General features: G+C 64.2%; 14 protein-coding genes. 6 read left to right on the top strand and 8 right to left on the bottom strand.

Annotated elements, in window-relative coordinates; all coding sequences use genetic code 11:
- Positions 1 to 13 precede the first annotated feature (13 nt).
- From JQ603_RS22970 to JQ603_RS22950, 5 genes are all read right to left on the bottom strand, one after another.
- A complete protein-coding gene (locus JQ603_RS22970) occupies positions 14 to 730 on the bottom strand; it encodes an ABC transporter ATP-binding protein (protein ID WP_212342795.1) in 717 nt (238 codons plus the stop codon).
- Entirely contained in the window at positions 723 to 1,478 is a 756-nt protein-coding gene (locus JQ603_RS22965; RefSeq protein ID WP_212342794.1) for an ABC transporter ATP-binding protein, read from the bottom strand. The genes JQ603_RS22970 and JQ603_RS22965 overlap by 8 nt, the downstream gene beginning before the upstream one ends.
- A complete protein-coding gene (locus tag JQ603_RS22960; RefSeq protein WP_212342793.1) occupies positions 1,475 to 2,503 on the bottom strand; it encodes a branched-chain amino acid ABC transporter permease in 1,029 nt (342 codons plus the stop codon). The genes JQ603_RS22965 and JQ603_RS22960 overlap by 4 nt, the downstream gene beginning before the upstream one ends.
- Before the next feature lie 8 nt (positions 2,504 to 2,511).
- On the bottom strand, positions 2,512 to 3,381 hold the full coding sequence (locus JQ603_RS22955) for a branched-chain amino acid ABC transporter permease (RefSeq protein ID WP_212342792.1): 870 nt from the start codon (positions 3,379 to 3,381) through the stop codon (positions 2,512 to 2,514).
- 135 nt (positions 3,382 to 3,516) lie between these two features.
- On the bottom strand, positions 3,517 to 4,695 hold the full coding sequence (locus tag JQ603_RS22950; protein WP_212342791.1) for an ABC transporter substrate-binding protein: 1,179 nt from the start codon (positions 4,693 to 4,695) through the stop codon (positions 3,517 to 3,519).
- Between the two features lie 583 nt (positions 4,696 to 5,278).
- On the opposite strand from JQ603_RS22950, the gene JQ603_RS22945 reads away from it, so the two are divergent.
- Positions 5,279 to 5,572 carry a hypothetical protein gene (locus JQ603_RS22945; protein WP_212342790.1) on the top strand — a complete coding sequence of 98 codons (294 nt, stop codon included), beginning with the start codon at positions 5,279 to 5,281 and terminating at the stop codon, positions 5,570 to 5,572.
- A gap of 46 nt (positions 5,573 to 5,618) precedes the next feature.
- Here JQ603_RS22945 and purU read toward each other — a convergent pair whose 3' ends face one another.
- Positions 5,619 to 6,482: a formyltetrahydrofolate deformylase gene (purU, locus tag JQ603_RS22940; RefSeq protein WP_212342788.1), complete on the bottom strand. Its 864-nt coding sequence runs from the start codon at positions 6,480 to 6,482 to the stop codon at positions 5,619 to 5,621.
- A 141-nt stretch (positions 6,483 to 6,623) separates the two neighbouring features.
- Here purU and JQ603_RS22935 point away from each other — a divergent pair, with 141 nt between their 5' ends.
- Together JQ603_RS22935 and JQ603_RS22930 are read left to right on the top strand one after the other, a co-directional pair.
- Positions 6,624 to 7,466: a uroporphyrinogen-III synthase gene (locus JQ603_RS22935; RefSeq protein ID WP_212342786.1), complete on the top strand. Its 843-nt coding sequence runs from the start codon at positions 6,624 to 6,626 to the stop codon at positions 7,464 to 7,466.
- A 141-nt stretch (positions 7,467 to 7,607) separates the two neighbouring features.
- Positions 7,608 to 8,870, top strand: coding sequence for an MFS transporter (locus JQ603_RS22930; protein WP_212342784.1), 1,263 nt, complete (start codon positions 7,608 to 7,610; stop codon positions 8,868 to 8,870).
- Positions 8,871 to 8,876: 6 nt separating this feature from the next.
- On the opposite strand, the gene JQ603_RS22925 is transcribed toward JQ603_RS22930, so the two are convergent.
- Positions 8,877 to 9,551 carry a Crp/Fnr family transcriptional regulator gene (locus JQ603_RS22925; RefSeq protein WP_212342782.1) on the bottom strand — a complete coding sequence of 225 codons (675 nt, stop codon included), beginning with the start codon at positions 9,549 to 9,551 and terminating at the stop codon, positions 8,877 to 8,879.
- A 338-nt stretch (positions 9,552 to 9,889) separates the two neighbouring features.
- Here JQ603_RS22925 and JQ603_RS22920 point away from each other — a divergent pair, with 338 nt between their 5' ends.
- Both JQ603_RS22920 and JQ603_RS22915 read left to right on the top strand, forming a co-directional pair.
- A complete protein-coding gene (locus JQ603_RS22920) occupies positions 9,890 to 10,711 on the top strand; it encodes an ABC transporter ATP-binding protein (protein ID WP_212342779.1) in 822 nt (273 codons plus the stop codon).
- Positions 10,708 to 12,639, top strand: coding sequence for a long-chain fatty acid--CoA ligase (locus tag JQ603_RS22915; protein ID WP_212342778.1), 1,932 nt, complete (start codon positions 10,708 to 10,710; stop codon positions 12,637 to 12,639). Before JQ603_RS22920 ends, JQ603_RS22915 begins: the two co-directional genes overlap by 4 nt.
- A gap of 68 nt (positions 12,640 to 12,707) precedes the next feature.
- Here JQ603_RS22915 and JQ603_RS22910 read toward each other — a convergent pair whose 3' ends face one another.
- Positions 12,708 to 13,073 carry an endonuclease domain-containing protein gene (locus JQ603_RS22910; RefSeq protein WP_212342777.1) on the bottom strand — a complete coding sequence of 122 codons (366 nt, stop codon included), beginning with the start codon at positions 13,071 to 13,073 and terminating at the stop codon, positions 12,708 to 12,710.
- 80 nt (positions 13,074 to 13,153) lie between these two features.
- Here JQ603_RS22910 and JQ603_RS22905 point away from each other — a divergent pair, with 80 nt between their 5' ends.
- Positions 13,154 to 14,047, top strand: a complete 894-nt coding sequence (locus tag JQ603_RS22905) for a branched-chain amino acid ABC transporter permease (RefSeq protein ID WP_027576773.1) — start codon at positions 13,154 to 13,156, stop codon at positions 14,045 to 14,047.
- Positions 14,048 to 14,049: the final 2 nt, after the last annotated feature.

Raw genomic sequence — 14,049 nt, 5'->3', positions numbered from 1 at the left:
GGAGAGGCGAAGATCAGTGGGCGGCCGCGCCTGCGACGCCGAGGTGGCGCTCCAGGACCGAGGGGTCGGCCTTCAGTGCGGCGCTCGGGGCGTCGTGGACGATCGTTCCGCGCTCCAATATCACGACGCGATCGGCGAGCCCCAGAATCTTTTGGGCATTCTGCTCGACGATGATGGAGCAGATGCCCCCAGCCCGGGTGATGGTCCCGATCGCCTTGAGCAATTCCTCGACGATGATGGGGGCAAGGCCTTCGGTCGGCTCGTCGAGCAGCAGGACTTTGGGGTTGAGGGTCAGCGCGCGGCCGATCGCCAGCATCTGCTGCTCGCCGCCGGAGAGCTGGTTTCCGAAATTGCTCCGCCGTTCCTTCAGCCGCGGGAACATCTCGTAGACCTTCTCCACCGTCCAGGGGCCCGGCTGAGCCACCGCGGTCATGTTCTCCTCGACGGTGAGCGAGCGGAAAATGTTGCGTTCCTGCGGCACCCAGCCGATGCCGGCGCGCGCCCGCTGGTCGGGCCGCAAGGTGGTGACGTCGGCGCCGGCCAGCGCGACGGTGCCGGAGAAGCGGCGGGTGACGCCGACGATAGAGTTGATCAGCGTGGTCTTGCCGGTGCCGTTACGCCCGAGCAGCGCCAGCACCTGCCCTTCGGCGAGTCGAAGCGACATCTTCGGCAGCACCACGGCCTCGCCGTAGCCGGCGCGCAAGGCATCGATTGCGAGCAGGTCAGACATTGACCGCCTCCTCGCCGAGATAGACCGCCTTCACCTGCGGATCGCGCGCGACCTGCTCGGGCGGGCCCTCGGTCAGCAGCGCGCCGGAGACCAGCACCGAGATGCGGTCGGCGAAGGAGAAGACGAGGTCCATGTCGTGCTCGATCAGCAGCACCGTGACGTCGCGCGGCAGCGCGCCGACCACGGCAAGAATGTCATGGCGTTCGCTCTCGGGCACGCCGGCTGCGGGCTCGTCGAGCAGCAGCACGCGCGGCTTGGCGGCGATCGCGACGGCGATCTCGAGCAGCCGCTGCTTGCCGTAAGGCAGCGTCACGGTCTCTTCGTTCATGACGTCGAGCAGATGGAAGCGTGTCAGCAGCTCGGCAATCTCGCCATTGACGTCGCCGCGCGTCCCCATCCGCCGCCACCAGTCGCCGCCATGGCCGAGGCGCTCGGAGACGGCAAGGCCGATGGTCTCGAGCGGGGTCAGGTCGGGATAGAGCTGGTTGATCTGGAAGGTGCGCGACAGGCCACGCAGCACGCGCTTGTGCACGGGCAGATCGGTGATGTCCTGGCCTTCGAGCAGGATGCGGCCTGAGTTCGGCTTCAGCACGCCGGTGAGCTGGTTGATCACGGTGGTCTTGCCGGCGCCGTTGGGACCGATCAGCGCATGGCGGGCGCCCTGCTCGATCTTCAGCGAGAGATCGCGGGTGACGCGCAGGCCGCCGAACTGCTTTTCGAGGTTCTGGGTTTCGAGCGCGATGGTCATGCGTCGCTCTCCGGCACGGCGACGACGGCCTTGCGGCCTGCGACCTGCTTGATGATCAGGTTCGGCACATACAGCACCCAGCGATGCAGGCGCTGGCGGCCGACCAGCACGATCACGACCAGCACGAGGCCGATCCAGAACTGCCAATATTGCGGCGTGATGGTGGAGAACAATTCCTGGAGCATGCGGAACACCACCGCGCCGATCAGCCCGCCATAGAGATAGCCGGTGCCGCCGATCACGAGCACCAGCATCAAATCGGCCGAGCGCTCGAAGGCGAACACGTCGAGCGAGGCGATCGCGGTGGTCTGGGTAAACAGCGCGCCCGCGATGCCGGCATAAAACGCTGCCAGCGTGTAGATCGCGATCAGGCGGCGGTTGACGGGGATGCCGATGGCGGCGGCGCGCAGCGGGTTGTTCTTGATGGCGCGCAGCGATAGGCCGAACGGGGAATGCACGACGCGGCGGGCGAACAGGAACAGGACGAACAGCACGGCGAGCGAATAGAAGAAGCCGGCCTTGCCGAACATGTCGAACGCGATCTCGCCGAAGATCGGCTGCATCTCGATGCCTTGCAGGCCGTCGGTGCCGCCGGTGATGTTGGAGAAGCGTTCGGCGAGCGCTTCCAGCAGCAGCGCGATACCGAGCGTCACCATCAGGCGCGTCAGGTCGACGCCGCGGATCACCAGGAAGCTGGTGGCAAAGCCGAGCACCATCGCAGCAAGGCCGGCGACGATGAGTGCCAGCACGGGCTCGTTGATGATCCCGTGCAGCGCAAGAAGCCCGGCCGCATAGGCGCCGACGCCGAAGAAGGCGGCGTGGCCGAGCGAGACGATGCCGGCGTAGCCGAGGATGAGATCGAGCGACATCGTGAACAGCGCCAGCCGCAGGATGTCGGTCATGATCAGATAGCGCGAGGGAAACAGAAAGCCGCAGGCCAGTACGATGAGCCAGAAAGCGACTTCGCCGTAGTGCCAGCGCGCCTGGCGCTGGGCGTGAAAACCGACATCGGAAGCAGCGGTCATCGGCGAACTCAACGCGCGGCCGTGCGCCCGAACAGGCCGTTCGGGCGCCAGATCAGGATCACGATCATCATGGTGTAGATCACAAAGGGTCCCATCTTCGGGACGTAATATTTGCCGGCGACGTCACCGATGCCGAGCAGGAGCGAGGCCAGGAACGGGCCTGTGATCGAGGAGGAGCCGCCGACGGTGACCACGATCAGGAAGTAGATCATGAACTTCAGCGGGAAATACGGATCGAGGCCGAGGATTTCGGCACTGAGCGCGCCGCCGAGGCCGGCGAGCCCGCAGCCGAAAGCAAAAGTGAAGGCGAACACCTGCGGCACGTTGATGCCGAGGCCGCTCGCAGCGCGCGGATCATCGACCGCGGCGCGCAGGCGGCTGCCGAAACGGGTCTTGGCCAGCACCATCTGCAGGCCGATGGTGAGCAGGCCGCAGATCACGATGATCATCAGGCGGTAACGGCCGATGCCGACGCCGAACACGTCGAACTGGCCCTGAAGCGCGGCCGGCAGATTGATGAAGACGCGCGAGGAGCCCTGAATATAGTCGACGGCCGCGACCGACATGAAGGTCAGGCCGATGGTGAACAGCACCTGGTCGAGATGGCTGCGCGTGTAGAGATGGCGGTAGAGCGTGCGCTCCAGTGCGATACCAATCGCGGCGGCCGAGACGAAGGCGAGCGGCAGCGCGGCGAAGAACGGCCAGCCCATCCGGTTGACCAGCACCATGCAGACATAGCCGCCGGTCATGGCGAAGGCGCCATGGGCGAGGTTGACGAAGTTCATCAGGCCGAGCGTGACCGCGAGCCCGCAGGCGAGCACGAACAGCAGCATGCCGTAGGCAACGCCATCGAACAGGTTGGTGAGGATAGAGGTCATCGGTAGCGGGTGAACCCTGGTGATCACTCGTCATTCCGGGGCAGCGCGAAGGCGCTGCACCCGGAATCTCGTTTCAACAATTTCGAGATCCCCGATGCGCGCTAAGCGCGCTCGGGGATGACGCGCTTTCGCGCGTCACTTCTTGGTCTTGCCGAGATCCTTGACGGCCTCGAAGGTCGCGAACTCGACATTGTAGAGCTCGCCGTCGACCTTCTCGACCTTGCGGATGTAGATGTTCTGCACGATGTCGCGGGTCTCGGGGTCGATCGAGATCGGACCGCGCGGGCTCTCCCACTTCTGGCCCTTCATCGCCTCGATCAACTTGTCGCCGTTGGTGTCGCCACCCGTCTTCTTCAGCGCCTCGTAGATCAGGTGGATGCCGTCATAGCCGCTCACCGCCATGAAGCCGGGCCGGTTGCCGAAGGCCTTCTTGTAGGCCGCGACGAAGTCCTTGTTCATCGCGGACGGATGCGCCGCCGAGTAGAGATGCGCGGTAACGGTGCCGAGGACCGCGTCGCCCATGTTGTTGAGCAGGTCGTCGTCGGTGACGTCGCCGGGCCCGATCACCTTGATGCCGGCCTTGTCGAGGCCGCGCTCGGCATATTGCTTCATGAAGTTGCCGCCCTGACCGGCCGGCACGAACACGAAGATCGCGTCGGGCTTGGCATCCTTCATGCGCTGCAGGAACGGCGCGAAGTCGGGGTTGGCGAGCGGGGTCTTCACCTCTTCGACCACTTCACCGCCGCCCGCGGTGAAGTTCTGCTTGAAGAAGTTCAGCGCGTCATTGCCCGGCGCGTAGTCCGAGGTCAGGGTCGCCACCTTCTTGATGCCGTTCTTCACCGCCCAGTCGGCGATGATGGTCGAGGACTGCGCCAGTGTGAAGCTGGTGCGCACGATATAAGGCGAGCGCTCGGTGATGATGGAGGTGCCGGCCGCCATCACGACTTCCGGAATCTTGGCCTGCGTTGCGAGCGGCGCGGCGGCAAGCGCTGCCGGCGTCACGCCGAAGCCGGCGATGAAGTTGACCTTGTCGTTAACGATCAGCTCCTGCGCGGCGGTCTTGGTCTTGTCGGGGATCGCAGCGTCATCCTTGAGGATGATCTCGACTTTCTTGCCGGCGACGGTGTCGCCCTTCTGCTGCATGTAGAGCTTGATCGCGTTCTCGATCTGCTTGCCGGTCGAGGCCTGGCCGCCGGTCATCGGCAGGATCAGGCCGATCTTGACGCTGTCCTCGGCCTTGGCGGGCGCGACGACTGCGAGGCCCGCGATGGCAGCGACCGCTGCGGTACGTGAAAAAATCTTGCGTTCGAACATCAGATGTCCCTCCCCTTCATTCCTGACCTCTTGTGAGCCGGACCGAGTGCCCGGTCCTTGCCGCGCTTCACTCATCGACGAGCCATGCCGTGCGGCCACATGGCGTCCTCTGCAACCCCGTTGTCAATCGGACGTTGGGCGACCATTCGGCGCAAGCCGCGCGATCTGCCTCAACGACAGCGGGGAGAGATTTGTACGATTGTACAAATATAATGGTCCTGTCAACGAAAAAGCCCCTCGTGGCGTTGGCCGGTTGGGCGATGGCTTGTTGATGCGCCATTTTAGGAAGGGTCGCACGACGTCTTGGATGGAGGATTCCGCCTCTCATTTGCAGAATCCGGACATCTCACTTGCTTCGCGGTGACACCATTCGGTGACGCTCACCGAACGGGAAATACGCGATGTATACCGTACCAGCTACAATTACCCCTACAAGGGCTAAATTTGCTTACTATAATACCTTAAATGTATACAGCATGGCCGACCCTCGAATAGGCCAATTTTACATGTTGAGGGTTATGGTCTGCCGCTGACGCCATCCGGCGTCTCCTCATCCCGCGCCCGATCGGGTACGACCCAGAAGATGTCCATGCGTTCCCGTTCGCTTTCGATTGCTGCTGCAGTCACCCTGCTCGCTTCCAGCCTTGCAGGCTGCGGCACGGTCAACGAGAAACTCTCGGCCGGCATGGGCGACTACGTTCCGCAATGGGCCGGCGGCCTGCCGGCCGATGCTCCGCCGCGACCGGGCACGCCGCAATACGACGCCTACATGAAGGAGCGTGAGCGCAAGCGGCTGATGCCCGCGGCCGATCGCGAGAAGGAAGAGCGGGCGCAGAAGGGCGCGACCGGGACGACGTCGGCCGGCGCGGTGCGCTGAGACGGTGCGCCCCCCTCGCCCCGTTTGCGGGGAGAGGTGAGGTAGATCAATCCACAAACACCACGGTCTTGCGGCCGTTGAGGATGACGCGGTCGTCGAGATGGTAGCGGATCGCGCGCGCCAGCACGCGGCGTTCGATGTCGCGGCCCTTGCGGACGAGATCTTCCGGCGTGTCGCGATGGCTGATGCGCTCGACGTCCTGGTCGATGATCGGGCCTTCGTCGAGGTCGCGCGTGACGTAATGCGCGGTGGCGCCGATCAGCTTCACCCCGCGCTCATGCGCCTGGTGATAGGGTTTTGCGCCCTTGAAGCCGGGCAGGAACGAGTGGTGGATGTTGATGCAGCGCCCCGAAAGCTTTGCCGAGAGATCGTCGGACAGGATCTGCATGTAGCGGGCGAGCACCACCAGATCGGTCTTCGTCTCGTCGACGAGATCCATGATCTGCGCCTCCTGCTCGCGCTTGGTCTCCTTGGTGACCGGCAAATGGTGGAACGGGATGCCGCCGAAATCGAGCCCGGCATAGGCCTCGCGCGGATGATTGGAGACGATCGCCGCAAGCGTCATCGGCAATTCGCCGGTGCGCCAGCGGTAGAGGATGTCGACCAGGCAATGGTCGGATTTCGACACCAGCAGCATCACCTTGCGATGCGCGGCGCGGTCGCGCATCTGCCACTCCATGCCGAACCGCTCGGCGATCGCGGCAAAGCCGGTCTGGAGCGCCGCGAGCTCCACGGCGAGATCGGCCGCGGTGAACACCACGCGCATGAAGAAGTTCTTGGTCTCGACATCGTCGAACTGCTGGGCGTCGAGAATGTTCTGTCCGTTATGGGCCAGGAAGGTCGACACCGCCGAGACGATGCCGGGACGATCCGGACAGGACAGGGTCAGGACATATTGATGGTCGGGCATGGCTCTTGATGAAGGTTTGTGCAGCGGCCGCGGAACACCCCGCGATTTGCGCCCTGCTCTAGCACCGACCCTGGCCTTGCGCCAATCCCGGACGCGGAGTCAGGATGAACGTACCATTGCGATTTATACCGGAGCTCGCCCATGGCCGACCGCTTGAACGGCACCCGCATCCTGATCCTGGAAACACGCGAGGAGGCGCAATTCTCGAAGCTCCTGGCCGAGCAAGGCGCCGATGTCGTGCAATGCCCGATGTTCACCATCCAGGATGCGCCGGACCCCGCCCCGATCGAGGCCTGGATCCGCCGCGCCATCGACAGGCCCTTCGACGACCTCGTGCTGATGACCGGCGAAGGCTTGCGGCGGATCATGAAGCTTGCGCGCGCCCGCGGGCTCGACCAGGCCCTTGTCACCTCGCTCGCCAAATCGCGAAAATTCACCCGCGGGCCGAAGCCCGGCAAGGCGCTGCGTGAAATCTCGCTCGAGGCGCAACAGACCACGGAGAAGCCGACCACCGAGGGCGTGATCGAGATGCTGGGCAAGCTCGACCTGAAGGGGCGGCGCCTCGGCCTGCAGCTCTATCCCGACAAGGACCACAGCGCGCTGACCGGCGCGCTTGCCGCTCAAGGCGCCGAAGTCGATACCGTGCTGCCCTATGTCTACGATTCCAAGGCCGCGGATGCCAACATCGTCGACGCCATCGACGAGATGGCGGAGGGACGAATCGATTCCATCGCGCTGACCAATCTCGGCCAGGTCCGCCGCCTGATCGAAGCCGCCAAGGCGCATGGCAGCGAGGCGAAGCTGCGCGCAGGTCTCGAGCGCACACTGATCGCATCGGTCGGCCCGGCCGTCTCCGGCGAGCTCGCCGCGAACGGCTTGCGCACCGACGTCTCGCCGGCGGATGAGGCCTATTTCATGCGGCCGCTGATCTCGGCGATGGCGAGTGCACTGGCCGAGCGGAAGGCGGCAAGCGCAGCGAGGTAAGAGCCGAGCGCGGGTGCGGCCTGCGCCAGCTGCGATTGACAGGCGTAGCGTCAGCGCTACGTTGCCAAACAGCAAGAAGAAACAACCCAGCAAGAAGAAACAACAAAGGCAGGGAATCGCCGTGACACGCGTCATCGCCTCTTGAGCAGAGGCGCGCGACCTTCAGCGCTCGCACCGTTCCGCATTCGCAACTATCGTTTCCAGTGGCCATCCGACCTGCTCACCTCCTGGGCGTTCGAGATCGAAACGCTGGTGCTCGGCTGGTACATCCTGGTCGAGACCGGATCGGTGCTGCTGCTGACCATTCTCGCCTCGCTGCAATATCTGGGAACGCTGATTGCACCGGCGCTCGGGATGGTCGGCGACCGCATCGGTCACCGCGATCTCCTCGTCGTGCTGCGCCTCACCTATACGGCGCTGGCCTCGACCATCATGACGCTGGCGCTGACCGGGCACCTGGCGCCGTTCAACGTCATGATCATCGTGACGGTCATGGGCCTGATCCGCTCCTCCGATCTCGGCCTTCGCAGCGCATTGCTCGCCGACATCATGCCGGCCGAGCGGCTGGTCGGCGCAATCAGCCTGTCACGCACGACCCAGGATAGCGCCCGCATTGCCGGAGCGCTGACGGGCGCCGGGCTGTTTGCCGTGCTTGGCATTGGTCTCGTCTATGCAGTGGTCGCCAGCCTCTACCTCGCGGCGGCAATTCTCATGTCTTGCCTGACCCGACCGAAAAGGACCGTTGCCACGACCGATCTGCCGGCGAACAGCCGCGCCGTTTCAAAACTGCTGGGCGAGCTAAAGGAAGGGATTGTCTACGCCTGGAATGGCCCTGGAATGGGCGCCGCGCTGTGCGTCGCCTTCCTCGCCAATCTCACCGCATTTCCCTTCACTGGGGGATTGCTGCCCTACATCGCGCGCGAAATCTTTCACACCGACCAGACCGGCCTTGGTTATCTCTCGGCGAGTTTTGCCGTCGGTTCGCTGATCGGCTCGATCACGCTCAGCCTGGTCGGCGGCCTGCGCATTGCCCGGCTTCTGATCGGCGCGACGCTGGCCTGGTACGTCATGCTGCTGGTGTTCGTCGAGATCAGGACGATGCCTGTCGCCATGGCCTGCCTCGTTCTCGCCGGCATCGCCCAGAGCATGTCGATGATCTCGGCGGCCGTGATCCTGATGCGCACGGCGAGCGCGCATCTGCGCGGCCGCGTGATGGGCGTGCGCATGATGGTGATCTACGGCCTGCCGCTCGGATTGCTCGCGGCCGGCAGCCTGATCGACACCATCGGCTATTCCGCGACAGGTTCGCTCTACGCCGCCGCCGGCTTCATCGCGATGCTGGCGATCGCGATCCGCTGGCGCGCCGACCTCTGGCCGCTGCACGCCCCCGCCAACGCGCGGTGACTGCCTCTAGTCCCCGTACCCGCGCAGCCGTTCGACATTAAGGATGGTGACCCCGCCATATTCGAGCCGCAGCAGCCCCTCCTTCTCCAGCCGGTTCAGCGCGCGGTTGGCGTTCTGCCGCGACATGCCGGAGAGCGCGCCGATCTCCTCCTGCGTGATCTCCAGATGCGCGGTCGATTCCGGATAGAGGATCGGGTTGAACAGCGAGGCAATGCTGCGGGCAAGCCGCGAGGTGGCATCGAGGGTGCGGTTGACCTCGAGCATCCCGATGAACTGGCCGAGCCGCTCGTTGAGCTGGCGCACCAGGAAGCGGTTGAAGCCGACGCTGTTCTCGAACAGCCACATGAAGGCGCTACGCTCCATCAGCGCGACGCGGCTGTTGCGCAGTGCCACCACGTCATAGCGGCGCGGCTCGTTCTTGAGCACGCTGCCCTCGCCGAACCAGGCCCCCGCCGTCAGTCCGGCGAGGCTGGTCTCCTTGCCGTCGCGCGACACCCCGCCCATCCGGGCAAGGCCGAAGACCATCCCGGCCCAATAATCGAAATTGTCGCCGCGCATGAACACCGTCTCGCCGGTGCCGTAGGACCGCTCCGTGATTCCGGCGCGGGCGACCTCGATCTCCGCTTGCGTGAGCTCGCGCGACCAGGCGGCAACGCGCTTCAGATGATCCTCTGAAATCATGATCCCGAAGTCAGCCGCACCGTGTCGTCACTCCGTCCTTATGCTGCGTTGCAGCATCATCATTCCGGCCCGCCATCCGACGAAAGATGAAGGCCGCCTCAACCTGAAAAACTTTGTCGCAGAATTGTCAGGCCGGAGACATTTCAAAATAGCGCTTTCCCTTATTGAGAGCCACCTCGGGTGATGCGGCTTTTGATCCCAAACGGGAACGAAAGTGGCGACCGTCCGGTCGAGACCAATAGCTGCATGGTCTGGCCGGCACGGCCGTATTAGGATCGCCCGACAGGAACGGACGAAGAGCGCCGCAGAATGCGCCATCACCGGGAGGGATTTGTTTGGTGGCTACCAGTCTCGAAGTGCGCGGCGTGTCCCTGCGATTCGGCGGCGTCCGTGCGCTGACCGATGTCAGCTTCGCCATCAAGGAGGGCGAGCTGTTCTCGATCATCGGCCCCAACGGCGCCGGCAAGACCTCGATCGTGAACTGTATTTCCGGTCGCTACAAGCCGACCGAAGGCCAGCTGTTCTATGGCGATCGCGACATTACCGGCCTGACGCCGAATGCCCGCGCTTCGCTTGGCATCGGCCGCACCTTCCAGAATTTGGCGCTGTTCCACCACATGAGCGTGCTCGACAACATCATGGTCGGCCGCCATCACCTCCTGAAGAACAACTTCCTCACGGGCTCGCTGTACTGGCTCACCGGCGCGCGCAAGGAGGAGCTCGAACACCGCCGCAAGGTGGAAGAGATCATCGACTTCCTCGATCTGCAGTCGGTGCGCAAGGCGACCGCCGGCACCCTCTCCTACGGCCTGCGCAAGCGTGTCGAGCTCGCCCGCGCCATGGCGCTGGAGCCGCGCCTCATCCTCCTCGACGAGCCCATGGCCGGCATGAATTTCGAGGAGAAGGAGGACATGGCCCGCTACATCGTCGACCTCAACGAGGAGTTCGGCATGACGGTGGTGATGATCGAGCACGACATGGGCGTGGTGATGGACATCTCCCACCGCGTGATGGTGCTGGATTTCGGCAAGAAGATTGCCGAGGGCGATCCCGCGGCAGTGCTGGCCGATCCCCATGTCAGGCGCGCCTATCTCGGTGAAGAAGACGAGGTGCTGGTCGATCCCGACGATGCCGCGCCGGCGCAGGAGAGCGCGGCATGATGGATTATGCGGGCCGCGTCACGCAGGCCGACACCTATCCGAAGATGCTCCGGCTCAATGCGAAAGAGCACGGCAACGAGATCGCATTGCGCGAGAAGGATCTCGGGCTGTGGCGCATCTTCACCTGGAACGATTACCAGACGCGGGTCCGCGATTTCGCACTTGGCCTGCTCGAACTCGGTCTTGGTCGCGGCGACGTCATCGGCATCATCGGCGACAACCGGCCGGACTGGGTCGCGGCGGAAGTCGCAACCCATGCCATCGGCGGCCTCAGCCTCGGGCTCTATCGCGATGTGCTGGACGAGGAGGCCTCCTATCTCCTCAATTATGGCGAGGCGCAGCTCGTCTTCGCCGAGGACGAGGAGCAGGTCGACAAGCTGCTCACGCTCGCCGAGCGCGTGCCGAAGCTGAAGCACATCATCTATTCCGATCCGCGCGGCATGCGGAAATATGACGATCCGCGCCTGATGTCGGCGGAGAAATTTGCCGAGCTTGGCCGTGCCCGCGCCGCGCGCGAGCCGGAGCTTTATGACAGACTGGTCGATGCGACCAGGGGCGAGGATGTCGCGATCCTCTGCACGACGTCAGGCACCACCTCGCATCCCAAACTCGCGATGCTCGCCGCCGGACGCGTGCTCGGACACTGCGCGACCTATCTCACCTTCGATCCGAAGGGGCCCGACGACGAATACGTCTCGGTGCTGCCGCTGCCGTGGATCATGGAGCAGGTCTACGTGCTCGGCAAAGGCCTGCTCTGCCGGATGAAGATCAACTTCGTCGAAGAGCCCGACACGATGATGAACGATCTGCGCGAGATCGCGCCGACCTTCGTGCTCTTTGCCCCGCGGGTCTGGGAGTCGATCGCCGCCGACGTCCGCGCGAAGGTGATGGATGCCACGCCCTTCAAGCAGCGCCTGTTCGATATCGGCATGAAGTCGGGCCTCGCCGCGCTCGAACAGGGCAAGCGCTCCGGCTTTGCCGACGCCATCCTGTTCCGCGCGCTGCGCGACCGCCTCGGCTTCACCCGCCTGCGCTCGGCCGCCACCGGCGGCGCGGCGCTGGGACCCGATACCTTCAAGTTCTTCCAGGCCATGGGCGTGCCGCTGCGCACGCTCTACGGCCAGACCGAGCTGCTCGGGGCCTACACGCTGCATCCCGAAGGCAAGGTCGATCCTGACACGACCGGCGTGCCGATGGCCGACAGCGTCGAGATCCGGATCGACAATGCCGACGTTCACGGCGTCGGCGAGATCGTGGTGCGGCACCCCAACATGTTCCTCGGCTATTACAAGAATCCCGAGGCAAGCGTCGCCGACATCAAGGACGGCTGGATGCTGTCGGGCGATGCCGGCTATTTCAATGCCAACCAGCAGCTCGTGGTCATCGACCGCATCAAGGATCTCGCCGAGACCTCGCGCGGCGAGCGCTTCTCGCCGCAATTCATCGAGAACAAGCTGAAATTCTCGCCCTATATCGCCGAAGCCGTGGTGCTCGGGGCCGGCCGCAACGCACTCGCGGCGATGATCTGCATCCGCTATTCCATCATCTCGAAATGGGCGGAGAAGAACCGCCTCTCCTTCACCACCTACAGCGACCTCGCCTCGCGCCCCGAGGTCTATACGCTGCTGCAGAAAGAGGTCGAGACCGTCAACGCCACGCTGCCGCCGGCCCAGCGCATCTCGCGCTTCCTCTTGCTCTACAAGGAGCTCGACGCCGACGACGGCGAGCTCACCCGCACGCGAAAGGTGCGCCGCGGCGTCATCAACGAGAAATACGAAGGCATCATCGACGCGATCTATCGCGGCGATGCCGACATCCCCGTCGACACCGTAATCCGCTTCCAGGACGGCACCACGCAGCGCGTCCGAACGACGCTGCGCGTGGTGGACCTCGGCGGACACGGCCACATGGCGGAGGCTGCGGAGTGAGGCACTCGATCGCCGCGCACGCTGCTGCCCTTCGCCTCTCCCCGCTTGCGGGGAGAGGCCGGAGCGCGTCAGCGATCCGGGTGAGGGGGAGTCTCCGCGAGGGCGGTGACAATCGTTTCGAGAACGCCGACCAAATTGCTCGAAACGTCGTTATTCCAGAAACGCAGGATTCTATAGTTGCGATCAGTGAGCCACTTGTCGCGCACGGCGTCATGCGAACTGTCGGCATGCTGTCCGCCGTCCACCTCAATGATCAGGCGGGCTTCGCGGCAAATGAAGTCAACAGTGTACGGGCCGATCGGCTCCTGCCGGACGAATTTGTGACCGTTGAGCCTGCGGGCGCGCAAGCGATACCACAATACTCCTTCCGCATCTGTCGAGACGATGCGCAAGCTTCTGGCGCGCTCCGTCTTACCCTCATCAGCACCTCGCATGCGGAAGCTCCCCCTCACCCGCCGCGCTTTGCGCGTCGGCCTCTCCCCGCAAGCGGGGAGAGGCGAAAGGTCCACCATACATGAACACCGCCTTCCTCATCCAGCTCCTGGTCAACGGCCTCGTGGTCGGCACGCTCTATGGCGTGGTCGCGATGTCGTTCGTGCTGATCTACAAGGCGACGCAGGTCGTCAACTTCGCGCAAGGTGAATTGCTGCTGGTCGGCGCCTGGGTGTGCTGGGCACTGCTCGCCAAATACCAGGTGCCGTTCTGGATCGGCATGCCGATCACGCTGGTGTTCATGTTCGTGTTCGGCATCGCGGTGCAGGTGCTGATCCTGCGGCCGATGATCGGCGAGCCGATCATCTCCGTGATCATGGTGACGATCGGCCTGTCCACCGTACTCCAGGCCACACTGAAGTGGATGTTCGGCGTCAATCCGCAGCCGTTCCCGCGCGTGTTCGAGAGCCAGTCGGTCAGCCTGTTCGGCCTCCAGATCCAGACCGTCTATGTCATGAGCCTCGTGGTCTCGGTCGCGATGATGATCGGCATGGCCTGGTTCTTCCGCGCTTCGAAGTACGGCCTCGCGATGCGCGCCACCGCGTTCAACCAGCAGGTCGCGCAGTCGCTCGGCATTTCCGTCAAGAGCGTGTTCGCGATGGCCTGGGCGATCTCGGCGACCGTGTCGGCTGTGGCCGGCGTCGTCGTCGCCGTCGTCAACGGCGTGTCCTCGGGCCTTGCCGCCTACGGCATCAAGGTGTTCCCGGCGGCGATCCTCGGCGGACTCGATTCCGTCGGCGGTGCCGTGCTCGGCGGCATCATCATCGGGCTGCTCGAGAACGTCGCCCAATATGTCGACAGCCAGTATCTGCACTGGGGCAATCTCTACGAGATCGCGCCGTTCTACGTCCTCATCATCGTGCTGATGATCAAGCCCTACGGCCTGTTCGGCACCCACGACATCGAGCGGATCTGACC

It is taken from the genome of Bradyrhizobium liaoningense, from assembly GCF_018130825.1.
Lineage (GTDB): Bacteria > Pseudomonadota > Alphaproteobacteria > Rhizobiales > Xanthobacteraceae > Bradyrhizobium > Bradyrhizobium liaoningense_B.
Note: the sequence above shows the minus strand (reverse complement) of the source record. Positions and strands in the feature narration are given on the sequence as shown.